Source organism: Pantoea sp. y20, assembly GCF_054903455.1.
In genome coordinates, this window is record NZ_CM142816.1 from 72026 (window position 1) to 97653 (window position 25628).

Annotated in this window: 22 protein-coding genes; 5 read left to right on the forward strand and 17 right to left on the reverse strand. The window is 58.7% G+C overall.

Annotated features, from left to right (window positions below; genetic code table 11):
• Positions 1-34: 34 nt before the first annotated feature.
• From xylH to xylF, 3 genes are read right to left on the reverse strand one after another with little or no spacing between them, the layout of a single operon-like run.
• Positions 35-1216, reverse strand: coding sequence for a xylose ABC transporter permease XylH (xylH, locus tag ACYAC5_RS00370; protein WP_101763860.1), 1182 nt, complete (start codon positions 1214-1216; stop codon positions 35-37).
• Positions 1209-2729 (reverse strand): xylose ABC transporter ATP-binding protein, encoded by a 1521-nt coding sequence (locus tag ACYAC5_RS00375; protein WP_192236833.1) that lies wholly within the window; start codon positions 2727-2729, stop codon positions 1209-1211. Before ACYAC5_RS00375 ends, xylH begins: the two co-directional genes overlap by 8 nt.
• 28 nt (positions 2730-2757) lie before the next feature.
• Entirely contained in the window at positions 2758-3750 is a 993-nt protein-coding gene (gene xylF / locus ACYAC5_RS00380) for a D-xylose ABC transporter substrate-binding protein (protein ID WP_101763858.1), read from the reverse strand.
• Between the two features lie 345 nt (positions 3751-4095).
• Between xylF and xylA the strand changes: the two genes are divergently transcribed.
• The 3 genes from xylA (at position 4096) to ACYAC5_RS00395 (ending at position 8034) form a co-directional block, all read left to right on the forward strand.
• Complete coding sequence (xylA, locus tag ACYAC5_RS00385; protein ID WP_061719300.1) at positions 4096-5418, forward strand: xylose isomerase; 1323 nt, start codon at positions 4096-4098, stop codon at positions 5416-5418.
• Positions 5419-5435: 17 nt separating this feature from the next.
• Positions 5436-6878, forward strand: a complete 1443-nt coding sequence (gene xylB / locus ACYAC5_RS00390) for a xylulokinase (RefSeq protein WP_462062205.1) — start codon at positions 5436-5438, stop codon at positions 6876-6878.
• A gap of 223 nt (positions 6879-7101) precedes the next feature.
• Positions 7102-8034 (forward strand): GlxA family transcriptional regulator, encoded by a 933-nt coding sequence (locus tag ACYAC5_RS00395; protein ID WP_192414324.1) that lies wholly within the window; start codon positions 7102-7104, stop codon positions 8032-8034.
• On the opposite strand, the gene ACYAC5_RS00400 is transcribed toward ACYAC5_RS00395, so the two are convergent.
• The 10 genes from ACYAC5_RS00400 to ACYAC5_RS00445 all read right to left on the reverse strand — a co-directional run bounded on the left by ACYAC5_RS00400 (position 8019) and on the right by ACYAC5_RS00445 (position 18340).
• Complete coding sequence (locus ACYAC5_RS00400) at positions 8019-9014, reverse strand: acyltransferase (RefSeq protein WP_192414326.1); 996 nt, start codon at positions 9012-9014, stop codon at positions 8019-8021. The genes ACYAC5_RS00395 and ACYAC5_RS00400 overlap by 16 nt on opposite strands.
• A 114-nt stretch (positions 9015-9128) precedes the next feature.
• Positions 9129-10244 (reverse strand): mandelate racemase/muconate lactonizing enzyme family protein, encoded by a 1116-nt coding sequence (locus tag ACYAC5_RS00405; RefSeq protein ID WP_192414328.1) that lies wholly within the window; start codon positions 10242-10244, stop codon positions 9129-9131.
• 32 nt (positions 10245-10276) lie between these two features.
• Positions 10277-11038, reverse strand: a complete 762-nt coding sequence (locus ACYAC5_RS00410) for a GntR family transcriptional regulator (protein WP_101763851.1) — start codon at positions 11036-11038, stop codon at positions 10277-10279.
• A 14-nt stretch (positions 11039-11052) separates the two neighbouring features.
• On the reverse strand, positions 11053-12429 hold the full coding sequence (locus ACYAC5_RS00415) for a dihydroorotase (RefSeq protein WP_192414458.1): 1377 nt from the start codon (positions 12427-12429) through the stop codon (positions 11053-11055).
• Positions 12429-13352 carry an ABC transporter substrate-binding protein gene (locus ACYAC5_RS00420; RefSeq protein WP_192414331.1) on the reverse strand — a complete coding sequence of 308 codons (924 nt, stop codon included), beginning with the start codon at positions 13350-13352 and terminating at the stop codon, positions 12429-12431. Before ACYAC5_RS00420 ends, ACYAC5_RS00415 begins: the two co-directional genes overlap by 1 nt.
• Positions 13352-14395 carry an alpha-hydroxy acid oxidase gene (locus ACYAC5_RS00425; protein WP_192414333.1) on the reverse strand — a complete coding sequence of 348 codons (1044 nt, stop codon included), beginning with the start codon at positions 14393-14395 and terminating at the stop codon, positions 13352-13354. Before ACYAC5_RS00425 ends, ACYAC5_RS00420 begins: the two co-directional genes overlap by 1 nt.
• A complete protein-coding gene (locus tag ACYAC5_RS00430) occupies positions 14379-15908 on the reverse strand; it encodes an amino acid ABC transporter permease/ATP-binding protein (RefSeq protein WP_110867864.1) in 1530 nt (509 codons plus the stop codon). Before ACYAC5_RS00430 ends, ACYAC5_RS00425 begins: the two co-directional genes overlap by 17 nt.
• A 55-nt stretch (positions 15909-15963) precedes the next feature.
• A complete protein-coding gene (locus ACYAC5_RS00435) occupies positions 15964-16860 on the reverse strand; it encodes a transporter substrate-binding domain-containing protein (RefSeq protein ID WP_462062206.1) in 897 nt (298 codons plus the stop codon).
• 116 nt (positions 16861-16976) lie between these two features.
• Positions 16977-17948: a D-2-hydroxyacid dehydrogenase gene (locus ACYAC5_RS00440; RefSeq protein ID WP_462062207.1), complete on the reverse strand. Its 972-nt coding sequence runs from the start codon at positions 17946-17948 to the stop codon at positions 16977-16979.
• On the reverse strand, positions 17948-18340 hold the full coding sequence (locus ACYAC5_RS00445) for a RidA family protein (RefSeq protein ID WP_462062208.1): 393 nt from the start codon (positions 18338-18340) through the stop codon (positions 17948-17950). Before ACYAC5_RS00445 ends, ACYAC5_RS00440 begins: the two co-directional genes overlap by 1 nt.
• Positions 18341-18687: 347 nt before the next feature.
• Between ACYAC5_RS00445 and glyQ the strand changes: the two genes are divergently transcribed.
• A complete protein-coding gene (gene glyQ, locus ACYAC5_RS00450; RefSeq protein WP_008105242.1) occupies positions 18688-19599 on the forward strand; it encodes a glycine--tRNA ligase subunit alpha in 912 nt (303 codons plus the stop codon).
• Between the two features lie 9 nt (positions 19600-19608).
• Complete coding sequence (gene glyS, locus ACYAC5_RS00455) at positions 19609-21678, forward strand: glycine--tRNA ligase subunit beta (protein ID WP_110867868.1); 2070 nt, start codon at positions 19609-19611, stop codon at positions 21676-21678.
• 68 nt (positions 21679-21746) lie between these two features.
• Here the strand turns inward: glyS and ACYAC5_RS00460 are convergent, their stop codons facing one another.
• The 4 genes from ACYAC5_RS00460 to selA all read right to left on the reverse strand — a co-directional run bounded on the left by ACYAC5_RS00460 (position 21747) and on the right by selA (position 25628).
• The gene (locus ACYAC5_RS00460) at positions 21747-21992 is read right to left on the reverse strand and encodes a type II toxin-antitoxin system RelE/ParE family toxin (RefSeq protein ID WP_233501802.1); all 246 of its coding nucleotides are present in this window, start codon (positions 21990-21992) and stop codon (positions 21747-21749) included.
• Positions 21993-22002: 10 nt separating this feature from the next.
• A complete protein-coding gene (locus tag ACYAC5_RS00465; RefSeq protein WP_462063002.1) occupies positions 22003-22287 on the reverse strand; it encodes a type II toxin-antitoxin system ParD family antitoxin in 285 nt (94 codons plus the stop codon).
• Between the two features lie 111 nt (positions 22288-22398).
• Positions 22399-24252, reverse strand: coding sequence for a selenocysteine-specific translation elongation factor (gene selB, locus ACYAC5_RS00470; RefSeq protein ID WP_462062211.1), 1854 nt, complete (start codon positions 24250-24252; stop codon positions 22399-22401).
• The gene (gene selA, locus ACYAC5_RS00475; RefSeq protein ID WP_462062212.1) at positions 24249-25628 is read right to left on the reverse strand and encodes an L-seryl-tRNA(Sec) selenium transferase; all 1380 of its coding nucleotides are present in this window, start codon (positions 25626-25628) and stop codon (positions 24249-24251) included. Before selA ends, selB begins: the two co-directional genes overlap by 4 nt.

Sequence of the window (25628 nt, forward strand, 5' to 3'; positions counted from 1 at the left end):
AAGAATTTGCACCACATTGTGATCCCCCACGCGATTACACCCGTCGGCGCGTCGCAGTATCCATCCACACCGCCAGTAGCAGAATGGCGCCCTTGACGATGTACTGCCAAAAGGTCGGGACATCCATCATGCTCATGCCGTTATCCAGCGACGCCATGATAAATGCGCCGATGACCGCGCCCGCCACCGAGCCAACGCCGCCCGCCAGGCTGGTGCCGCCAATCACACAGGCGGCGATAGCATCCAGCTCGGCAATGTTGCCTGCCGAAGGCGAACCCGCGCCAAGGCGTGAGCTCAGGATCAGGCCAGCAATCGCCACCATCACGCCATTGATGGCGAAAACCGCCAGCTTGGTGCGGGCCACATTAATGCCGGAAAGGCGCGCGGCATCCAGGTTGCCACCGATGGCATAAATCCGGCGACCAAAGGCCGTGCGCGTCGCCATAAACATGCCGCCGAGCAGCAGCAGCGCCAGCAGCAAGACCGGCGTTGGCACGCCGCGATAATCGTTGAGCAGCCAGATCGCGCCTAACACCAGAACAGCGGTGACAACCTGTCGCACCAGCGCACCGCTGACGGAAGTTTGCGCCAGACCAAGCTGTTGGCGACGCAGACGCAAGCGCCATTGCCAGAGGATAAACAGCGCCAGGCCAGCAAAGCCGAAGCCAAATCCGATCCCGCCAGGCAGATAGCTTTGGCCAATCTGCGACATCGCCGGGCTGGTAGGCGCTACCGTGGTGCCATCGGTGATGCCGACCAGAATGCCGCGAAACGCCAGCATCCCCGCCAGCGTGACAATAAACGACGGAACTTTGCGATAAGCCACCCACCAGCCGTTCCAGGTGCCGAGCAGCAAACCCATCACCAAAGTCACGACGATGGTGAGCGGCAGCGGCCAACCGAGCCAGACGTCAAAGATAGCTGCAGCACCGCCGAGCAACCCCATCATCGAACCCACCGAGAGATCGATCTCCGCAGAGATAATGACGAACACCATGCCGACCGCAAGAATGCCGGTGATGGCGGTCTGGCGCAGCAGGTTGGAAACATTACGTGCGCTGAGCCAGGCACCGTCGGTGGTCCAGGTGAAGAACAGGGCGATTAGCACAATCGCACCCAGCATCACCAGCACCTGCAGATTTGGCAGCGAGAATTTACCTGGCGCACCTTTACCCGGCGTAGTGAGGCCGCGTTGCGTACTTTCGGTCTTAAACATAGTGTTCACTCCGCAGGGCGGCTTCCATCACCTGCTCCTGAGTCAGGTTATCGTTAATCAGATCGGCTTTGATTTTGCCTTCATGCATCACCAAAACCCGATCGCTCAGGCCCAGCACTTCGGGCAGCTCAGACGAAATGACAATCACGGCAATCCCTTGCTGCACTAGCGAATTGATCAGCAGATAGATTTCCTGGCGCGCGCCCACATCAATGCCGCGTGTAGGCTCATCAAGAATTAAGATTTTTGGATTGAGCAGCAGGCATTTAGCGAGGATCGCTTTCTGTTGATTGCCGCCGCTCAGGCGACCAATCGGCAGTTCCGCCGACGAGGTTTTCACCCGCAATCGCGTAATGGCCTGATTAATTGCCTGTTGTTCCTGCGCGTCATCCAGCAGCGAAAGCCGGGGGCTAAATTGGTCCAGCGCGGCCAGCGTAATGTTTTTGCCCACGCCCATTAGCGGCACGATGCCATCCTTTTTGCGATCTTCCGGCACCATCGCGATGCCGTGCGCGATGGCGGCGCGGCAGTCCTTGATACGGACTTTCTTGCCGTTGATATGAATATCGCCCTGCCAGCGTCCCGGCCAAACGCCAAACAGACACTGCACGGTTTCGGTTCGCCCGGCACCAACCAGCCCGGCAATGCCAAGAATTTCGCCGCGCTTCAGGCTAAAAGAGACGTTATCCACCCGGCGGATATGGCGGTTGATGGGATGCCACGCCGTGAGGTTCTCTACCTGCAACAGGGTTTCGCCAATCTCGTGTGGGCTATGCGGATAGAGCGCCGTCAGCTCGCGCCCGACCATCATGGTGATGATGTCATCCTCACTCAGCCCGGCGGCCGCGCGGGTCGCGATATGCTGACCGTCGCGGATCACGCAGACGGTGTCCGAAATCGCTTTTACCTCGTTGAGTTTGTGCGAAATGTAGATGCAGGCGATGCCATGTTCGCGCAGGTTTTTGATGATGCTAAGCAGCACCTCCGTTTCCTGTTCGGTGAGCGAAGAGGTCGGTTCGTCGAGGATCAGCAGGCGCACCTGTTTATTCAAGGCGCGTGCAATCTCCACCAGCTGTTGCTGGCCTAATCCCAGTTCGCCGACGCGCGTATCCGGCGATACCTGCAGCTTGACCCGCTCCAGCAGCTGCTGGCAACGCAACGTCATGGTTTCGTCATCCACCATGCCGAAACGTCCCAGCTCTGCGCCGAGGAAAATGTTCTCCATCACCGTCAGCTGCCGCACCAGCGCCAGCTCTTGATGGATGATCACGATCCCTTTGCGTTCGGTATCACGAATGGTCTGCGCCTGAATCTCGTCGCCCGCAAAATGGATACTGCCTTCAAAGTCACCGTGCGGATACAGCCCGCACAGGATCTTCATCAGGGTCGATTTCCCCGAGCCGTTTTCGCCGCACAGCGACATCACTTCACCGGCTTCCAGCTGCAGGCTCACGTCATCCAGGGCTTTCACCGCGCCGAAACGCTTGGTGATATGGTTCATTTCCAGCAACATCGGCCTCTCTCCTTTACGGGCTCGCGCCTCAGAGTTCGCTCTGCTTGTGGAAGCCGTCTTTAACTACCGTGCTTTCAATGTTGTCTTTGTTCACCGGAATAGGATTCAGCAGGCGCGATGGCACATCTTTCAGGCCATTATTCAGCTTGCTGTTGCTGGCGGGTTGTTTGTCGTCACCGAGTTCCACCGCGATTTTGGCTGCTTCAGTCGCCAGTTCGGTGATGGGTTTGTAAACCGTCATGGTTTGCGTGCCGTTCATAATGCGTTTGATGGCGGCGAGATCGGCATCCTGGCCGGAGATCGCGACTTTGCCGGAAAGTCCCTGCGCGCTTAATGCCTGAATCGCACCGCCTGCGGTGGCATCATTCGACGCCACAACGGCATCAATGTGGTTGCTGTTTGCGGTTAAGGCGTTCTCCATTATTTTCAGCGCATTTTCCGGCAGCCACGCATCAACCCACTGATCGCCGACCACTTTAATGCTGCCATTATCAATATAAGGTTTTAACACTTTCATCTGACCGGCACGGAACAGGCGCGCGTTATTATCCACCGGCGAGCCACCCATCAGGAAGTAATTACCTTTTGGTACTTGCTTCACAATACTTTCGGCCTGTAATTCGCCCACTTTCTCATTATCGAATGAGATATAAAAATCAATATCGGCGTTATTTATCATGCGGTCATACGCCAGCACTTTAATGCCTTCACGTTTCGCTTCCGCCACCACGTTACTTAAAACCTGGCCGTTATAAGGAATGATGACCAATACATCGACGCCGCGATTGATCATATTTTCAATTTGCGACATCTGCGTTTCTTCGTTGCCGTTGGCCGATTGCACAAACACTTTGGCGCCCAGTGATTCGGCTTGTTTAACAAAGATATCGCGATCTTTTTGCCAGCGTTCCAGACGTAAATCATCAATAGCCATACCGATTTTGACTTCTTTAGCGCTACCCGCGTGACTAAACAGGGCCAGAGCCGCGCAGGCGGCCAACAGTGATTTTTTCATGTTCATGGTATTAATCCTGTAGGTTGAGGCTGTTGTCGTTGTAAGGCTGATAACCAGGCCGATGAATTGTTGCCCTGAGTTTCAGATGACATCAATTACTGATTTTTATCCGGCTATTACGTTTTTTGGTTTATTTGCGATTTTATGAGCGCGATCGATATTTCAACGCTTTCAGAAAAAATGACGTGAGAGAGGCTGAATGAAAATAACGACATTATTTTGCGAGCTGGCGCACAAATAATAATTATCTTACGTTGAGTGTTAAATATCGTAATTGAGCAGCAGTAAATTACATCATCACAATAACCGCTCAAAGCTGACCATTCGGGTCCTCATGCTAAGGAGCTAACTATGCACGCCTATTTCGACCAGCTTGATCGCGTTCGTTATGAAGGGAGTAATACCCGCAATCCTCTGGCGTTTCGTCATTACAACCCGGACGAGGTGATTCTCGGTAAAACCATGGCGGAGCATCTGCGCTTTGCAGCCTGTTACTGGCATACCTTCTGCTGGAACGGCGCGGATATGTTTGGCGTTGGCGCGTTTGATCGTCCGTGGCAGAAGCCGGGTGATGCGCTTGAGCTGGCGAAGCAAAAGGCCGATGTCGCCTTTGAGTTCTTCCATAAACTGAATGTGCCTTATTACTGCTTCCACGATGTGGATGTCTCACCGGAAGGCGATTCGCTGAAAAGCTATCGTGAAAACTTCGCGGTGATGACCGATAAATTACTGGAAAAACAGCAGGAAACCGGCGTGAAACTGCTGTGGGGAACCGCCAACTGCTTTACCCATCCGCGTTACGGTGCGGGTGCGGCGACCAATCCGGATCCGGAAATTTTTGCCTGGGCCGCCAGCCAGGTGTGCAGCGCCATGCAGGCCACGCAAACTCTGGGCGGCGAGAACTATGTGCTGTGGGGCGGGCGTGAAGGGTATGAAACCCTGCTGAATACCGACCTGCGTCAGGAGCGCGAGCAGATTGGCCGCTTTATGCAGATGGTGGTGGAGCACAAACATAAGATCGGTTTCCACGGCATGTTGCTGATTGAACCCAAGCCACAGGAGCCGACGAAACATCAGTATGACTATGATGTCGCGACAGTTTATGGCTTCCTGAAGCAGTTCGGGCTGGAGAAAGAGATCAAAGTGAATGTGGAAGCCAACCACGCGACGCTGGCGGGGCACTCATTCCATCATGAGATCGCAACGGCCATTGCGCTGGGCATTTTTGGCTCGGTGGATGCTAACCGTGGCGATATGCAGTGTGGCTGGGATACCGACCAGTTCCCGGTCAGCGTGGAAGAGAATGCGCTGGTGCTGTACGAAATCATCAAAGCGGGCGGATTCACCACCGGCGGCTTAAACTTTGATGCCAAAGTCCGCCGCCAGAGCACTGATAAATACGATCTGTTCTACGGCCATATTGGCGCAATGGATACCATGGCGCTGGCGTTGAAAGTCGCGGCACGCATGGTGGCGGATGGCGAGCTGGATAAGCGTGTGGCGCAGCGCTACAGCGGCTGGAACGGCGAGTTCGGACAGCAGATCCTGAAGGGAGAATTTTCCCTTGCCGCGCTGGCGGAACAGGCGCAGCAACAGCAATTTAATCCACAGCATCGTAGTGGACGCCAGGAACAGCTGGAGAATCTGGTGAATCACTACTTGTTTGATTTTTAACTTTTCAGGAGCGCAGCATGGTTATCGGCATCGATTTAGGCACCTCCGGCGTGAAAGTGGTATTGCTGGATGCGCACGGCAAAGTGATTGCAGTGGAAAGTGCGCCGCTGGAGGTGTCGCGGCCGCAGCCGTTATGGAGCGAGCAAGATGCCGAAAGCTGGTGGCGGGCGACCGATCGTGCCATGCAGGCGCTGGCGCAGCAGCACGATCTTAGTGGCGTGAAGGCGATTGGCCTGAGCGGGCAGATGCACGGTGCCACCTTGCTGGATAGCGAGAATCGGGTGCTGCGTCCGGCGATTTTGTGGAATGACGGGCGCAGCGGCGAGCAGTGTCAGGAACTGGAGAAGCGCGTGCCGGATTCGCGTCGCATCACAGGCAATCTGATGATGCCCGGCTTTACCGCACCTAAGCTGCTGTGGGTAAAACAGCATGAGCCGCAGGTTTTTGCTCAGGTGGCTAAAGTGCTGCTGCCAAAGGATTATCTGCGCTTGCGCATGAGCGGTGAGTTCGCCAGCGACATGTCGGACGCGGCGGGAACGATGTGGCTGGATGTGGCGCAGCGCGACTGGAGCGATGAGATGCTCAACGCCTGCGATTTGCAGCGTAGCCAGATGCCGCAACTGTTTGAAGGCAATCAGATCACCGGCACCTTGTTGCCAGATGTCGCCGCGCGTTGGGGCATGCAAAGTGTGCCGCTGGTGGCGGGCGGTGGCGATAACGCGGCGGGCGCGGTGGGTGTCGGCATGATTGAGCCGGGACAAGGCATGCTGTCGCTCGGTACGTCGGGCGTCTATTTCCTGGTGAGCGACGGCTATCTCAGCAATCCACAGCGTGCGGTGCACAGCTTTTGCCACGCGCTGCCGCAGCGCTGGCATCTGATGTCGGTGATTCTCAGCGCGGCTTCCTGCCTCGATTGGGCGGCGGCGCTAACCGGCTGCGCCGATGTGCCGCAACTGCTGAGTGAGGCGGAAAAAGCGCGCAGCGATGTGCCGCCAGTGTGGTTCCTGCCCTATCTTTCTGGCGAGCGCACGCCGCATAACAATCCGCAGGCGCAGGGCGCATTCTTTGGTTTAACGCATCAGCATGGCCGGCCAGAACTGGCGCGCGCGGTGCTGGAGGGCGTGGGCTTCGCGCTGGCCGAAGGCATGGATGCGGTGCATGAGTGTGGCGTGCAGCCGAAAACCGTGATGCTGATTGGCGGCGGCGCGCGAAGTGCGTACTGGCGTCAGATGCTGGCGGATATCAGCGGGCAAACGCTGGATTATTGTCACGGCGGCGAAGTCGGTCCGGCGCTGGGCGCAGCGCGGCTGGCGCAGCTGGCGGTTGATCCGGCGAGCGAATGGCCGTCGCTGGAACTGGCGCAGCGGCATCAACCGGATGCGGCGCGGCATCAGGCGTATCAGCCACAGCGCGAGGTGTTTGCGCGCTTGTATCAGCAGTTGCAGCCGTTGATGTCTTGATGTGGGAGAGTGATGGCTGGATTTGGCAGGGTGTTGGAGTTTTTATCGGGTATGATTGGGGTTTTGTGTTGAATGTAGTGGCCTGATTTGCCCTCACCCTAGCCCTCTCCCGCAAGCAGGAGAGGGAATCGATCGAGAGTATACGCACGATCAGCTCCCTCGCCCGTTTACGGGAGAGGGTTGGGGTGAGGGAAAAACACACCAAACCCAACCGGAGCTCACCATGCCGCAGTCCGTCTTCTTTCTCGTGCTTCCCGGCGTGATGGCGCTGGATCTCACTGGCCCCGCTGAAACCCTGCAGCTGGCCGACGGCCACTTCGCGCTGCACTACATCGGCCCGCAGCCGAGCGTGCTGTGCTCCACCGGCATGACCCTCGCCGACATCGCGCCCTTGCCCGCACAACTGCCGGATAACAGCCTGCTGGTGGTGCCTGGCGTGCACGATTCTCGCGTCTGCTTCGACACCGCACCTGCAGCGATGGCGCGTGACTGGCTGCGCCAGCAGCAGACAGCGATTACCGATCGGCGCATCACGCTGGTGTGCATCTGTTCCGGCGCATTGCTCTCGGCGCAGGCGGGATTGCTGGATGGCATCCAATGCACCACGCATCATGATGTGTTACCGCGCCTGAAAGTGGCAGCACCGGCGGCGTTAGTAAAAGATAACCGGGTTTTCGTCGAAGATGGTGGCATCTGGACCAGCGCGGGCATTACTGCGGGTATCGATCTGGCGCTGCATCTCATCAATCGGCTGTGCGGCGCGCCGCAGGCATTGAAAGTGGCGCGCGAAATGGTGGTGTGGTTCCGCCGTTCCGGCGACGATCCGCAACTGTCGCCGTGGCTGCGCTATCGCAATCACATGCATCCGGCGATTCATCGCGCGCAGGATGTGATGATTGCCCATCCCGAACATGATTGGTCGCTTACCGCGCTGGCCGAACGGGCGCACGTCAGCGAGCGCCATCTTACGCGACTGTTTCGCCAGCATCTTGGCATCAGCGTGCGCGAGTACCACGAACAGCTGCGCTTGGTGATTGCGCGGCAACGTCAGCAGCAGGGCGAAGCGGCGGAGAAAGCGGCGCTGGCCGCCGGATTCTCCTCGGCCCGCCAGCTGCGCCGCGCGCACCAGCGCTGGGACGATCAGCTCACCAGATGACGCTTATCCACGCGTTGTAATCCCATCGCCAGCAGCAGGCTACCGATCAGCGTCGTGCCCATCACCCACGGCAAATCGAGCCACGGGCGCGACATGTCGTCGTAGTGATGAGTACGCAGAAAGTGGATAAACAGCGCGTGAAAACCATAGATCGGCAGGGAATAGCGCGAGAGGGTGGCGAGCCCCGGCAGCGCGCGCTGATTCAGGGTGTTTTTGAACAGAATCAACAGGCTGATGGCAGCAATAAACACCAGCGGCCCACAATAGAGATACCAGGTATCGTTGAACGCGCCGTTGATTTTCAGCATCTGTTTAGTGCCGAGTGCAATGCCAATCACGCAGGCCACAAAGCCCAATCCCGCCAGCCAGCTGATGCTGCGCTTGTCGGTCTCCATACAGCCAATCGCGCGCCCGAGCAGCGCATACAGCAGGTAGTAAATGCTGTCGCCGCTGACATACAGATTCACCGGCAGCCAGTGGAACGGTCCCAGCGATTGGCTCACGGTATTCGGATTCGCCAGCACCGCCAGCACGATCACCAGTATCGCGACATAGCGCGGTGCCACGCTTTTCACCTGAATCAGCGGGGATAACAGGTAAATGCCGATAATGGCGAAGAAGAACCACAGGTGATAGAACACCGGTCTTTGCAGCAGTTTGAGCAGCGATCGACCTTCGCTGATCGGCGTCAGCCAGGTGATATAGGCCAGCGCCACCGCGCTGTAGAACAGCAGGCACAGCACGATGCGCAGCAGATGCCGCCCTTGTGCACTGCGTTCGCCGAAAAACAGATAGCCTGAAATCATAAAGAACAGCGGCACACAGACGCGTGACGCTGAGTTAAGCAGGTTCGCCACATCCCAGCTCAGGCCTGTCACCGCCATCGGTCCGGTGATGTACCAGGTTGTGGTGTGAATGACGATCACCATCAGGCAGGCAACCGCACGTAAGTTGTCGATCCAGTAAATTTTTTGCTGCATGGCACCCTCTTGCATTGGCTGCGAAGAAGGGTAGCCAGTGAGCCGCGCGCCAACAACCTTTTGCGTTGTAATTCAGATCACTCTGTTACCAGGTCGCCATAAATGGCGACCTGGTTAATCACGCACCAAAAACGTCTCGATCACCGCTTCGTCGGGTTCAACGCCGAGGCCCGGCTCGCTCGGCAGCCACGCGTAACCGTCGGCGATGCGCACCGGATTCTTCGCCAGCGAGCGGCTGATTTCGCCCGGCTCGACGCAATACTCCATCACCAGCGCATTCTCAATCGCGCACAGGAAATGCAGCGAGGCGGCGGTATTAATGTCGGTGGTGAAGTTGTGGTTGCACACTTTGCGTCCACGGCTGTGCGCGTAGCTGGCGATCTCCATTGCCTGCGTAAAGCCGGTGCGCGTCAGGTCGATCTGCACGATATCGATGCCGCCTTCATCTATCAGACGCTGGAAACCCGTTACCGAACACTCTTGCTCACCAGCGGCGATATGCTGCTGGCAGGCGGCGGAAACCTGGCCGTAACCCGCGTAGTTATCGGGATGCAGCGGCTCTTCAATCCAGAACAGATTGAGGTGTTCATAGCGCTGGCTGCGGCGGATGGTGGTTTTGGCATCCCACACGTGGCCGACATCCAGCATCAGATCCACATCGTCGCCCATCGCTTTACGCAGGGCGTCGAGATAGCGCAGATCCAGCACTTCGTCAGTGCCAAACGGCTCCCAGCCAAACTTCACGCCGCTATGGCCGGTATCCATCGCATGCTGCGCGCGCGCGACCGTCTCTTCCACGCTGAACTGGAACATGTTGGAGGAGTAAACGCGCATTTTATCGCGCATGGCGCCGCCCAGCAGTTCAACAATCGGCTTGCCGAGTGCTTTACCTTTGATGTCCCACAAGGCGATGTCGATGCCGGCCATCGCCTGTAGTACCGCGCCGCTGCGGCCGTAATAGAGTGTGGCTTTGTGCATCTTCTTCCATAAACGGCCGGTTTCCAGCGGGTTTTCGCCGATTAACAGCGACTTCAGGCCGGTGACCATGGTGTGCGAATAGGGCGCTTCGATGATGGCTTTGGTGACATACGGACTGCCATCCACTTCGCCCCAGCCGGTGATGCCGGCATCGGTGGTGATTTTGATCAGCAGCGCATCCTGAGAGCTGTCGGTGCGCTGCTCAATCACTGGCAGGCGCAGGTAAAACGCCTCAACGTTAATGATTTTCATGGTGTTTTCCCTGGTGTAAAGGCAAGCCGAAATTAGCCGAGAGCGGAACGGTGCTGTCGGCGCTGTGTTATCAGGGTTTCGTAATCCACGTCCAGCGCCTGAATGCGGATGTGGTTCTCAACCTCGTCGGTCATTTTGGCGATGTCGCCATCGGCAAAGACATTAATCAGCCGCTGATGCTCCTCAATGATGTCGCTCATCGATTTGCCCATGGTGGAGAGACCGAAAATCACCGTCAGCTGACGGGCAATCGACTCCCACAAATTGCTCAGCACCGGGTTGTGCGCGAAGCTGCACAGCGTGCGGTGGAAATCGGTATCGGCGGAGGCAAAACCGTAAACGTTATCGCTTTGCATCATCGCCTGCATCTGCGCCACGCCCTGATAGAGCTGATTAAGCTGCTCAGCGCTGTTGCGTCCGGCCTCAATTGCCCGGCGACAGGCCAGCGTCTCCAGCGGGATGCGCACATCAATAATCTGCTCCAGCCGCTGATGCGAAATCTCCATCAGGCGGATACCTTTATACGGCTCGCTGGTGACAATGCCCTGGCTCTCCAGAATGCGCAGCGCTTCGCGGATCGGCACGCGGCTCATACCGAGTTTCGCCACCAGCTCGGGTTCTGCGATGCGGTCGCCGGGCAGGATCAGGCCGCGCGAGGCGGCGCTGAGAATGGCATCCACGGCGTGATCGACCAGCGTGCGCGGACGCGCGCTATTCCAGCTGTTATCGGTGGCCGCGTCCTGCGCCAGCGGGGCGCTGTTTTTACGACGAGCGGTAGAGGGTTTTCCTGCCATGTTGTTTATCCTGTTTAGACCTGTCGGGTCACGAATTGACCGAAGCCGGGTTCAACCTGCATCTGGTCATCCTGGAATACCGTGACGCCACGAATCAATGTGCGCACCACTCTACCCTGACAGCGCATCCCTTCAAATGCGCTCCACTTGCCGAGTCCCTGAAAATTGGCGCCGCGCACCGTCCAGCTTTGGCTGGCGTCGTAGAACACCAAATCGGCGTCGAAGCCGGGCGCAATCGCCCCTTTTTTGCCCCACAGCTGGAAGGCTTTGGCCGGGCTGCTGGCGGTCATGCGCGCAAACTCGCTGAGCGCCACGCCACGTTCAATATGGGCCGCGCTGAAGAACATCGGGCTGAGGGTTTCCACGCCGGTCAGGCCCATGCCCGCCTCCCAGATGCTGGCTTCACCCGCCTGTTTTTGTGCGGGCGTGTACGGACAATGGTCAGAGGCGATCATGTCGATATCGCCGCGCAGCAGCACCTGCCACAGCGCATCCACCACCGGACGCGGGCGGATTGGCGGGCCGCAGCGCGCGTTGGGGCCGATGCGCACCAGATCGTCTTCGTCGAGCAGTAAATAGTGCGGACAGGTTTCGAAGCTGGCGCGTACGCGGGTTTTAGCGGCGACAATGGTTTCCGCCGCGCGCGCCGAGCTGACGTGCACGATATGGCAGCGCGCGCCGGTCTCTTCGGCAATCGCTAACACGCGTCCCACCGCTTCGATCTCGGCGATTTCCGGCCCCGCCAGCGCATGTGCGCGCGCATCTTTGCGTCCGGCGCGGCGCTGTTCGCTGCCGGCACCGATCAAAATCTCGTGATTCTCAGCGTGCACGCCAATCAGCCCGTCGAACGTGGACAGCTCGCGCATGGCGCGCAGCAGGCCGTAATCGTCGAGACGCGGCAAACCTTTCTCGTCGGTGGCGTCGCCGTTGGGTGCGCCGCTGCACAGGAAAGCTTTGAAGGCCAGCGCACCGGCCTGATTCAGCGCCGCCAGTTCATGCACGTTATTTCCATCTAACCCAGCCCACAGGGCGTAATCCACCGAGCAGTTGTCTGCCAGCCAGCTTTTTTTGGCGCTGAAGTTAGCCAGCGATGTGGCCGGTGGCAGAGAATGCGGCATCTCGACGATGGTGGTAACGCCGTGCGCCGCCGCACCGCGTGTGCCTTCACGCAGCTCCTGTTCGGGAAAATCGTGCGAGCCGGTGAAATGGGTATGCACGTCAATCGCGCCGGGCACGATGATCAAGCCACGTGCATCGATCACCTCGTCAACGCCGTGCGTGATGGCGTTAGGCGATAACACGCCACTGATCTTGCCGTTTTCGATCAGCAGACCGGCCAGTTCAGCGCGGGTTTCTGTCACCACCAAACCATTAATAATCAGCTGTTTCATCATTCTGCTCCTGCCTGCGTCACCAGCGCCGCGTACGGCACCGGCTGTGACGGATCGAGCCAGCCGATAGCACTTAGCAGCTGGCTAAAATGCGCAAATTCGGCGCGCGGAATGACGCCATCTGGCGCAAAGACACCGGCCTGTTGATAAGCCGCGAGGCCGCGCACCAGCGCCTCGCGCGGATAATCGGGGTAAAACGCCTGCACCTGTTGCGCCAGCGCAGTGGCGTCATGGTTGGCGATCAACGTCAGCGCCTGGGCAATGGCGCGGGAGAAGGCGGCGAAAGCGGTGGCTTTCTCCTGCAATACATCGGTGCGGGCGATGTAGGCGCTCCAGGGTACGTGGCCGCACACGCTGGCGAGGCTGCTGATGTTGTGGAGTTGTCCGGCGGCGATGGCGGGCGCCAGCATATGCATGGCGTGCAGCGCATAATCGGCTGCACCTTGGGCCACGGCGGTGAAATCCCGCGCCTGATCGCCGCTGCCAGCGATCAGCTCAACGTCATCCTGCAAACCGTGACGCGCCAGCAGCCAGCGGAACGTCAGCGTGGCGGTGCCGACATTGCCGACATCCAGCACACGTTTGCCGCGCAGATCGCTGAGCTGAAAATCGGGCTGCGCCTGCGCCGCCGCAAGAAACCACGGATTGGCCGCCACCGAGGCGCAGAAACACTGCAACTCTGCGCCGTGCTGCTGAAAATGCTTCATCACCACCATCGGGCCGCCCAGCGTGAGATCGGCGTCGCGATTCAGCACTGCGGGAACCTGGCCGCCTTGTACCGTATGCCCGCCTGATTCACTGGTGGTGAAGATCACCTGCAGCTGCTGTGCGGCGAACAGGCCGAGGCTGTGCGCCAGATAGTGCGCGCAGTAATAGATGCGGGATTCGCTGGCATCGCCTTGGTTGAAAATCAGTGTCTGCATCAGTGGCGCTCCTCGGTGATAAAGCTGCCGTTGAGTGCCGCCATATCGCTGACGCCGCACCAATGACTAATGGCCGTAACTTCATTGATCCAGCCGGAAAGCAGATCGAACACCGCACTCTCGCCACCGGCGACTAAAGCACTGATGATCGGGCGCACGCTGAGCGACAGCGACGCGCCAAGACAGCGCGCCACCACCGCATCGCTGCCGCAGCGTACGCCGCCATCCAGCAGCAGCGGCAATCGCGTCACCGCCTGCAAATCGGGCAGCTGATCGACCGGCGTAGCCCAGCGCGCGCTCTGGCGCAGGCCGATGTTTGAGGCAATCACTCCGCTGACGCCGTGCTGCGCGGCCTGCGCCGCATCGTCATGATGCAGAATGCCTTTCAGCCACAGCGGCAGTTGATGATTAGCGCAGTGCGCCGCTACCTCGTCAATTTCCTGCCAGCGCCACACCGGAAAAGCCGGCAGCGGCGCAACACCCGGCTGCGTGCCGCCGATGGTGTGCCAGCCGCGCTGTTTCAGGGCGTCGCCGATAGAGAAGCCGCCGGGCTGTAACCCGGCCACCGGATGCACCGGCGCCAGCACCGTGAGCACGATATTTTTGAATCCGGCCTGCGCGGCCTGGTCGATCAAGGCGTTGATGCGGCCGACATCGCCCGCCGCGCGCAGTTGCAGCCAGCAGCGATCGTACTCGGCGCCAATCTGCTCCAGCGTTGTGACGCTCTCTTCGGAGATCACCAGCGGCAGTTGCAGACGTTTGCAGGCGCGCGCAATCGGCAGCACCCCTTCTTCATGGAAAATACGGTCACCGGCAAACGCGCCGACGCCAATCGGCGCGGACCAGTTTTGCTGGTGCAGGAAAATCTGCGTGTCGATGCTTTCATTGCCCTGCAGCACGCGCGGTAACAGACGAAAGCGGCGTAGCGCCTGCTGATTGGCATCGGGTTCATTACCTAGCGCATCGGCCGGTTGGCCCTGCATATAGCGGAACAGCGCATCGCCGAGGCGCTCGCGTGCCGTGAGTTCAAAGCGCGTTGGCATGTGGCGCCTCCGCAGCATTTTCATGTTCAAGGAAGGTGGCAAAAGCCGGCGTTTGCGGATTTTGCAGAATCGTCGGCGGACCTTCTTCAATCAGCGCGCCATCCTGCAGGAACACCACGCGATCGGCCACGCCCGCCGCAAACGCGATGTCGTGGGTGCTGATGATCATGGTGATGCCGGTCTGCGCCAGACTGCGCATGGTTTGGTTCACTTCGCGCACCAGTTCGGGATCGAGCGCGGAAGTCGGTTCATCAAACAGCAGGATTTGCGGTTCTGCCGCCAGCGCGCGCGCAATGCCGACGCGCTGTTTCTGTCCGCCAGAGAGTTCGTGCGGCAGCGAGGCGGCGAAATCACCGAGTCCTACCATTTTCAACGCGCGCATCGCTTTGCCGCGCGCGATTTCCGGCTGTGCGCCCTGCACGCGCAGCAGAATGCTCATCACGTTTTCCAGCGCGGTAAGATGATCAAACAACGCGAAGTGCTGGAACACGATGCCAATGCCCGACTTAGCGCGGTTCACCGGCAGATGTCGCTGCGCCAGCGCGCGACCGTTTTCGTCGCTGCCCATGAAGTGGCCTTCAGTCTGAATGGTGCCGCTGCTGCGTGGCGTCAGTGCCAGAATCGATTTCAGCAGCGTACTTTTGCCCGAACCGGAGCGACCAAGCAGCACCACCACTTCGCCGCGACGGACGGTTAACGACAGCGATTTCAGTACCGCTTTACCGGCGTAGTCGACGCACAGCTGATTCACTTCCAGCACCGGCGCAGCGGTTTGCGTATCCCAGCGCCGTTTTGGTAGCTGCATCGGCATCACGTCTGCTTCCGGCGGCAGTTTCGCCAGGCGCGCGCGTGCCCGTCGCGCACGTTCATCAAGGTTGTAGAACTTCTCCAACCACCACTGACCGCCCGCCAGCAGCGTGGAAAGAATCAGGTAGATGCCGCCCGACGCGACCAGCACCGGAATAAACAGGAAGTTTTGCGACACAATCGCCTGGCCGCGCATCGTCAGCTCATTGACGCCCACCACCGAAGCCAGCGAGGTGGATTTCAGCAGCCCGACGGTTTCATTGCCCATGGTGGGCAGAATGGCGCGCAGCGCCTGCGGGATCACCACGTGAATCATCTCTTTGCTGCGCGAATAACCGAACGCCTGCGCCGCCATGCTTTGATCGCGATCGGTCGCCATAATGCCGCCGCGAATGATTTCGGCGCAGAAGGCGGTTTCGTTGATCATCAGGGCGATAAGCGCGCTGGTGAACGGGCTCAAACGCAGACCAAATTCCGGCAGCACGTTGTACAGCAAAATCAGCTGCAGCAGCACCGGCGTGCCGCGCAGCGTATAGATGTAGATTTTCACCGGCACGCGAATAAACCCGTGCTTTGAGCTGCTGGCTAACGCCAGGAAAAAGCCAATCACAATGCCGCCCGCCAGCGCGCCAATCAGCAGCTGCACGGCGATAACAGCGCCTTCCCACAAGTAGGGGAAAGTCAGGTACTTAAGAAAATCATCCAAGGCGTTATCCTCCTCAACGCCTCGGATTAGTCACCGAGGCGGCTGAGTTTATGCATTAACCACGCGCAACCACTGGACGCTCGGCAGCGCTGCCCTGGCCCCAGTAATCCAGCAGTTTTTTCTGTGCGCCGCTCGCCTGAATCACCTTCATCGCGTCCAGCACCGCCGCGCGCAGCGTGGCGTTGTCTTTGGCGATCGGGAAGCCCACCATGATCGGCAGATCCAAGGTGAAGCCGCTTTGCAGCGATTTGTCCGCTTTGGCGATGGCAACGGCGGAACCGGCTTCGGTCAGATAGACGTCCGCGCGACCGCTTTTCACCGCCTGAATGCTGTTGTCGGTGTTCTGCACCATCAACATGCTGACTTCGGGCTTACCGGCGGCGCTGCATTTGGCGCTTTGTTCCGGCACCAGTTTGTTGGCTTCGTACGAACCCGCAGCGGCGGCGACGGTTTTGCCGCACAGATCATCGACGCTGTTGATTTTCTTCGGGTTGCCCTGTGCCAGCACCGAACCATCCTGCACCTGCATCGAGGCGACGAAGGCGATCTGCTTCATGCGTTCTTCGGTGACGTACAGCATCGGACCGATATCCGCGCGTCCGCTGGCGATCGAGGTGAGCAGCACGTTGAACGAGCCACTTTGGTAACTGTGTTTCGCGCCGAGGCAGCTGCTGATGCGTTCGAACAGGGAAGGATCGAGACCTTCAATGATGCTGGGATCTTTTTCCGATGGCGCTTCAAAGCCTTTGGTGTAGCCGCCGAGGCCGATGACCAGATCTTTGCCTTTCAGCGAGGGATATTTGGTTTGCAGTGCTTTGCACTGCGCCATCGCCGCGAAGTCACTGGCGGCAGGCGTGATGGGATCGGTGCTGGCTGCGTGGGCGCTGGAGAGGCCCGCCAGTAAGCTGCCGCTGAGACCAGAGATTAATAAAGCAGTGCGTGCGAATTTCATAATAAGGTTCCCCTGATGCTGGTGAATGAGAAAGCGATGACCTTGTGATTTATGAACGTCTTTGGTGCTTTTTTAGGTGGTCGCCATGAATGGCGGCCCTACGGAAATATCGGGGGTTAATAACCTCGTGCCGGATCAACCTGATTACGCAGCGGTTGTCCGTGGCGGAAGCGCGCCAGGTTATCGATAAACACGTCAAGGCAACCGGCGAGGTAGGCGCTGTGATCGTCAAGGCTGCAGTGCGGTGTCATCACCACGCCGGGCGTGTGCCACAGCGGGTCGTCGGCCGGTAGCGGCTCTTGCGGATAGACATCCAGCACCGCGCCGGCCAATTCGCCTGCGATGAGTTTTTCGCGCATCGCGCTGTAATCAAATACATCAGCGCGGCCAACAATCACGATGCCAGCGCGTGCGGGCAGCAGATCGAGACGGCGGCGATCGAACAGATTGCGGGTTTGTGGCGTCAGCGGCAGCGTCGACACCACCACATCCACCTGCGGCAACACCTCGTCTAGCGCATCAATGCGGATGCAGCGCGCCACGTTGGCATCGCACTGGCCGCTGCGCGTCACGCCAATCACGCGATAGCCTTGTGCCGTCAGCAGAGTTGCCGCCGCGGCGCCAATGCCGCCCACGCCCAGCAGCAGCACGATTTTACCGCGTGCGCAGCCGCCAAAGGTCGGACGCCACACACGCTGCGCCTGATCCTGCAGAAAACCGGGAATGCCGAAGTTGAACATCAGCGCCGCCATCAAAATGAACTCGGCACCTTTATCGCCGTGTACGCCAGAAGCATTGGTGAGCGTCACGCCTTGCGGCCAGTGCGCCAGCCACTGCTCAACGCCAGCGGACATCACCTGCACCCAACCCAGACGCGGCGTGCTGAACTGATCGAGCGCCAGCTTACGTCCGCTCCACAGAATGTCGCAGCGGGCGAGAAAGTCGGCGGTCTGCGCCGGATCGCGGTTTTCGCTCAGCGTGAAGTGGCTGCGCAACGGCGGATGCACGTCGAGCTGCAGTTGCAGCTGCTCAACAGAGAGATGGAGTGCGCGCGGTGCGCTGGCGTCGTTCTCGATGTGAATATGCATCAGCGCATCGCCGTCACTTCCATCTCGACCAGCAGGTCAGGATGGTTGAGTTGAATGCCCACGGTGGCGCGCGCCGGGAAGGGGAACCGGAAGAATTCACTGTAAGCGGCATTCATCACGCTGAACGTGCTGAGATCGGTCAGGTAAACAGTGACGCGGACCACGTTGTCGAAGGTCATGTTCGCTTCGCTCAGCAGATCGCCGACGTTTTTCAACACCTGACGCGTCTGGCTGGTGATGTCGTTGCCCATAATCTCGCCGCTGTAGGGATCAATCGCCACCTGGCCGGAAATGAACAACATCGGTTCATGTAGCACGGCGGCGGAGAGCGGCGCAGGCCCCATTGGGCGGTCGCTGGCGTTCATGCCGGGATAACTCAACGCAATCTTCATGGTGAAATCTCAAGCAAAACTGTTTCACCGCAATTTCGTATACGATTATACGAGTGTCAACGCGCTATTTTTAACCATTGGGTCAAAAAGGTGATATTCATCACGTAATAGGATTTGCTGATATATCGATCAAGATTATGATATGTAAGATTTTAATGAAAATTTTATGTTGAGTGCTCGCGATGAGTGTGAATCGTATACGATTTTCTTATTGTTCTGTTTTTGCCCGTTAAACCTTGCCGTAATCGCTTGCGCACTGGCCTGGATTTCCGGCTGCACAATCCGCGGTCAAAGGGTATACTGGCGCACTCTTTTTTTAACCGATCCGTATCGCGTGCGAATTCAACATGCAAAAGTTTGATACCAAGACCTTTCAGGGCCTGATCCTGACCTTGCAGGATTACTGGGCGCGTCAAGGCTGCACCATTGTCCAACCGTTGGACATGGAAGTGGGCGCCGGCACCTCACACCCGATGACCTGTCTGCGTGCCTTAGGCCCAGAGCCGATGGCGACCGCTTACGTGCAGCCATCTCGTCGTCCGACCGATGGACGTTACGGTGAAAACCCGAACCGTTTACAGCACTATTACCAGTTCCAGGTGGTGATTAAGCCCAACCCGGACAACCTTCAGGAGCTGTACCTTGGGTCGCTGAAAGAGCTGGGTATGGATCCCACCATCCACGACATTCGCTTTGTCGAAGACAACTGGGAAAACCCAACGCTGGGCGCGTGGGGACTCGGTTGGGAAGTGTGGCTGAACGGCATGGAAGTGACGCAGTTCACTTACTTCCAGCAGGTTGGCGGCCTCGAGTGTAAGCCAGTAACCGGCGAGATCACCTACGGCTTAGAGCGCCTGGCGATGTACATTCAGGGCGTAGACAGCGTTTACGATCTGGTGTGGAGCGACGGTCCGTTCGGTAAAACCACCTACGGCGAAGTGTTCCATCAGAACGAAGTGGAGCAGTCGACCTATAACTTCGAATACGCTGACGTTGACTTCCTTTTCACCTGCTTCGAGCAGTATGAGAAAGAAGCGCAGCAGCTGCTGGCGCTGGAAAAACCGCTGCCGCTGCCGGCTTATGAGCGCATTCTGAAAGCGGCGCACAGCTTTAACCTGCTGGATGCCCGCAAAGCGATTTCGGTTACCGAACGCCAGCGTTATATCCTGCGTATCCGCACCCTGACGAAAGCCGTGGCGGAAGCCTATTATGCGTCCCGTGAGGCGCTTGGCTTCCCGATGTGCAATAAAAACAAGTAAGAGGCAGCCATGACCGATAAAACTTTCCTGGTGGAAATTGGCACCGAAGAGTTGCCTCCGAAAGCGCTGCGCAGTCTGGCGGAAGCCTTTGCTGCGCATTTCACTGCTGAACTTGATAGCGCCGGTCTGGCGCACGGCGAAGTGAGCTGGTTTGCTGCTCCGCGCCGTCTGGCGCTGAAAGTGGCCCAGCTGGCTGCCGCGCAGCCGGATCGCGAAGTTGAAAAACGTGGCCCGGCTATCGCCGCCGCGTTTGATGCCGATGGCAACGCCACCAAAGCGGCCGAAGGTTGGGCGCGTGGTAACGGCATCACCGTGGCGCAGGCTGAACGTCTGAGCACGGATAAAGGTGAATGGCTGGTGCATCGCGCAGCCATCACCGGCGAAAGCGCGCAGGCGCTGCTGCCCGCTATGGTGGCTACCGCGCTGAGCAAGCTGCCAATTCCTAAGCTGATGCGCTGGGGCGCGAGCGACGTGCAGTTTGTGCGTCCGGTGCACACCGTTACGCTGCTGCTCGGCGATGAGCTGATTCCCGCGAAGATTCTCGGTATTGAGTCCGATCGCGTGATTCGCGGTCATCGCTTTATGGGCGAGCCAGAATTCACCATCGACAACGCCGATCAGTATCCGCAGCTGCTGCTGGAGCGCGGTAAAGTGGTGGCGGATTACGCCGCGCGTAAAGCCAAAATCAAGGCGGATGCGGAAGCGGCAGCGCAGAAAATTGGCGGCATCGCCGATTTGAGCGAAAGCCTGCTGGAAGAAGTAACCTCGCTGGTGGAGTGGCCGGTGGTGCTGACGGCGAAATTCGAAGAGAAGTTCCTCGCGGTGCCAGCTGAAGCGCTGGTTTACACCATGAAAGGTGACCAGAAGTACTTCCCGGTGTACGACGCGGCGGGCAAGCTGCTGCCGAATTTCATCTTCGTCACCAACATCGAATCCAAAGATCCACAGCAGATCATCGCCGGTAACGAGAAGGTGGTGCGCCCGCGTCTGGCGGATGCCGAGTTCTTCTTCAACACCGACCGCAAAAAGCGTCTGGAAGATAATCTGCCGCGTCTGGAAACCGTACTGTTCCAGAAAGAGCTGGGTACGCTGCGTGATAAAACCGATCGCATTCAGGCGCTGGCTGGCTGGATTGCCGCGCAGATTGGCGCTGATGTGAATCACGCTACCCGCGCGGGCTTGCTGTCGAAATGTGACCTGATGACCAACATGGTCTTCGAGTTCACCGACACGCAGGGCGTGATGGGCATGCACTACGCGCGCCACGATGGCGAAGCGGAAGATGTGGCGGTTGCGCTGAATGAGCAGTATCAGCCGCGCTTTGCCGGTGACGATCTGCCGTCAAATCCTGTGGCCTGCGCCGTGGCGATTGCCGACAAAATGGACACCCTCGCGGGTATCTTCGGTATCGGTCAGCATCCGAAAGGCGACAAAGATCCGTTCGCACTGCGCCGTGCTGCGCTGGGCGTGCTGCGTATCATCGTGGAGAAAAATCTGCCGCTCGATCTGCAAACGCTGACCGAAGAAGCGGTGCGTTTGTACGGCAGCAAGCTGAGCAACGCCAAAGTGGTCGATGAGGTGATCGACTTTATGCTGGGCCGTTTCCGTACCTGGTATCAGGAAGAGGGCCACAGCGTTGACACCATTCAGGCGGTGCTGGCGCGTCGTCCAACCCGTCCGGCTGATTTCGATGCGCGCATGAAGGCGGTTTCGCACTTCCGTACGCTGGAAGCGGCCGCCACGCTGGCTGCTGCCAACAAACGTGTGTCGAACATCCTGGCGAAATCGACCGAAACCCTGAACGACAGCGTGCAGGCTTCCCTGCTGAAAGAGAACGAAGAGATCCAACTGGCGACCTTCGTGACCGCGCTGGGCGACAAGCTGCAGCCGTACTTTGCAGAAGGTCGCTATCAGGATGCGCTGGTTGAACTGGCGCAGCTGCGCGAAGCGGTAGATAACTTCTTCGATAAAGTGATGGTGAACGCTGACGATCAGGCGGTGCGTATTAACCGTCTGACGCTGCTGGCACAGCTGCGCCAGCTGTTCCTGCAGGTGGCGGATATTTCACTGCTGCAGTAATTGGCGTGGTCGCCATGAATGGCGATGCTACAAAATAAAGGGGACGAGAGATCGTCCCTTTTTTGTTTTCAAAACTCGGCGCTAACGTCCTGCGAGTGGTGCAAGATACGCCCGATGAAAATTTCATCCACTTCAGCGCGGTAGATCACAATATGCTGTTCGAAAGGCAGCGAATAGATCTGCTGACCTAAATCCGGTCGTTTACGACCTAAATCAAACATGGCGAGTTTGTCGAAGAGCTGAGCGAATCTGGCGCTATAGTCATCAGCTAACTGCTCTCCATAATTCCAGTAGCCATAAATCCAGATCTTCATTAGATCTGCATCAGCTTCCGGTTTTATCGTGATGGTCCTTTTCATAAATGCCTACCCTGGCTTTTACTCGTCTTAGAAAATCTTCATGATCCCACTCTTTTCCCGGGCCGCTTTCAAAGCCCTCTCTGACCAACTCTCTGAGCTTTTCCAGCTTTGATTCCGCCTGCTTCTCACGCAGCAAGCGCAGCGAGTCGCGCACCACTTCGCTTTGCGTACGGTAGTCGCCGGATTCAACCAGAGATTCAACAAACTCGCGCAGTTCATCGCCTAAATCGATCGTCATGGTACGTGCCATCATCGTCATCCCGTGTAAGAGTATTTCTTACATTCTGGCACTTTTTTGCGCAACAGGGAATGCGCGTTACAGCGCAGTTACAGGCTGAACTGCGAGGCAACGCGAGAGATTTTAGGCAGATGAGACGGGAAACAGGCGGTCGTCGCGCAACAGATGATCGTTACCACGGCGGCGGGTGAAGCCGCTGCGGTCGAAGAATTCCAGAATCTGTATCGCCACTTTGCGCCCGGTGCCAAGCTGGTTGCGGAAGTCGGCGGCGCTGGTGCTGCCCTCTTGCGCGGCACGGCTCCGAATCAGATCGGCGAAGATCTGGATCTGGTCGCTGCGATAGTAGCGATCGCGTACGATCGCGGTGATATGTCCGAGCCGCGCAGCAGTGAGCAGCAGCGAGCGAATCGCCTGTTCATCCTGCTGCAGCGCCAGCGCGATATCGCGCACCCACAGCGGCTGATCGCCAAACAGCGGGCCGACCTGCTGCCAAAGAGCTTCTTCCTGCGGATTAAAGCGCGGTTCGAAGTCGGGCAGATGCAGCCAGCCTTGTCGCTGTTGTAGCTGACCTTGCGCCAGCAGTTGATCAATCAGCGCTAACACCCATTCCGCAGGCTGATGCGGCATTGCCACACGACGCAAACGATCGTGGCCGATGCCCGGCATCTCGGGATGCTGCTGATGAAAATGCGCCAGTGATTCCAGCAGCTTTTGCCGCCATTGTGCTGCCTGCGCGGCACTCATCAGCGCGTTATCAAGCTGCACCGGTGCTGCATGCTCGATCAGTGCATCCAGCGCGGGCTCGGTAAGCTGGCGCGCCCACGCCAGGTCACGCCGTTCTGTCGGTTGATAGGCCAGATGCGCCTGCAGGCTGGCGTCATCATCTTGTGCGGCGGCCAGCTGCTGCAGCCAGGCAAGATACTCCGCCTGACGTTTGCCGCGCTTTTTACTGTTGAGCAGCAGCACGCGCGCGCCGCCCAGCGTGTGCTGTGCGTTGCTGTCGCGGATAATCAGCCGATCGTTCTCGGCCAGCCACAGCGGTTGGTTCAGCACCAGTTCCGCGACATCATCCGCCAGCAGCGTAATGCGTCCAGTGACGTGGCTGGCGGCGTGGTGGAGATGAATCGGCTGCGACGCGCTCTTCAGCGGCTGCAGCAAGCGCAGCGCCACGGTTAAGCGCGTGGTGCCTTCCGCTCTGGCCTGTGACAGCAGCCAGTCGCCGCGCGCGATCTGCGCTTTTTCCACATCGCCGACGATATTCAATGCGATACGTTCACCGGCTTGCGCGCGCGTCACCGATTGGTTCTGCGCATGCAGCGCGCGCACGCGCAGCGGCAGATTCAGGCTGCTAAGCCAAAGAGTATCGCCGACGTTCACTTCGCCCGACAGTGCGGTGCCGGTGACCACCAATCCGCTGCCTTTCAGCGTGAAGGCGCGATCGATAGCGAGACGGAAACGGTAACGAGAGTCGAAGGCCGGTTCCGCCAGCGTGCTGAGATGCTGGCGCAGCGCGTCGATGCCTTGCTGGGTGTGGCTGCTGGTAACAAATTGCGGCACCGCCGGCCAGCCGAGTTGCTGCGTGAGCTGCGCCACCTGCCGCTGGACTTCCGCGATGCGCGTTTCATCCACGCGATCGGCTTTGGTCAGCGCCACGCTGAGCGGCGGCTGTCCGGCCAGGCTCAGCAATTGCAAATGTTCGCGGGTTTGCGGCATCACGCCATCGTCGCAGGCCACCACCAGCAGCGCATGATGAATGCCGCCAATGCCCGCCAGCATATTGGCGAGAAATTTCTCGTGGCCTGGCACATCAATAAAGCCGAGCACGCGACCATCCGGCTGCGGCCAGTACGCGTAGCCGAGATCGATGGTCATGCCGCGCCGTTTCTCTTCCGGCAGGCGATCGGCATCCACGCCGGTCAATGCCTGTAGCAGCGCGGTTTTGCCGTGATCGACGTGTCCAGCGGTGGCAATAATCATGACGCTAAGGCCTGAATCAGCGCGCTTTCATCATCAAGGCAGCGCAGATCCAGCCACAGTTTGCCTTCCTGGATGCGGCCAATCACCGGGCGCGCTAAGCTGCGCCAATGCTGTGACAAATTGACGAGCTGGCTACCGCGCCCATCGCTCGGCGCAAAGGTGATAGCGAAACTGGGAATACGTTCAACTGGTAGCGATCCGCTGCCGATTTGGGATGAACAGGGCGCAATCGCTAGCGAAAAATCATCTCGATAAATCTGTTGTAACGCGGGCAGTAATCGTTCAGCTTGTTGCTGAATATCCTGCGCTGGACGGGTGAGCAGCCGCAGCGTCGGCAGGGCTTCACGCAGCGTTTCCGGCTGACGATAGAGCTGTAGCGTGGCTTCCAGCGCCGCGAGCGTCATTTTGTCGACGCGCAGCGCGCGTTTCAGCGGATGCGACTGGAGCTGATCAATCAGCGTCTGCTTGCCGACGATAATCCCCGCCTGCGGACCGCCGAGCAGTTTGTCGCCGGAGAAACTTACCAGACTGACGCCTGCGGCGATCAGCTGCTGCGGCATCGGTTCAGCCGGTAGACCAAATTCGGTCATATCGATCAGCGATCCGCTGCCAAGGTCGGTGATCACCGGCAATTGATAAGCGTCACCCAGCGCAACCAGCTCTGCTTCCGTTACCGCATGGGTAAAGCCCTGAATCTGATAATTGCTGGTGTGCACCTTCATCAGCAGGCCGCTGTTTTCCGCGATGGCGGCGCGATAATCTTTCAGGTGCGTGCGGTTGGTGGTGCCTACTTCCACCAGTTTGCAGCCCGCCTGGCGCATCACGTCAGGAATGCGGAAGGCGCCGCCAATTTCCACCAGCTCGCCGCGCGAGACAATCACTTCGCGCCCCGGCGCTAACGCGGCCAACATCAATAACACGGCGGCGGCATTGTTGTTAACGATACAGGCCGCTTCCGCGCCGGTTAACTCGCACAGCAGCGCGCTAACCGCACGATCGCGGTGGCCACGCGCCGCTTCATCCAGCGCGTATTCCAGCGTGACCGGCTGACGCAGGCAATTCACCACCGCGTCGATAGCGCGATCGCTCAGCTGTGCGCGGCCAAGATTGGTGTGCAGCACGGTGCCGGTGAGATTGAACACCGGACGCAGCGCACTTTGCTGCTGTTGCTGGATACGGCGCAGCGCTTCATCCGGCCAGTTCAGGTGCCACTCTGGCAAGGTTTGGTGCTGCTGAATGTGGTCGCGCGCTTCCTGCTGCATGCTGCGCAGCTGGCGCGTAGCGAAGGCGGTTCCGTGATCGGCAAGCAGCGGCTGCAGCGCGGGATCGCGCAGCAGGCTGTCGATAGCAGGTAATTGGCTGTACAGGGTTTTCAT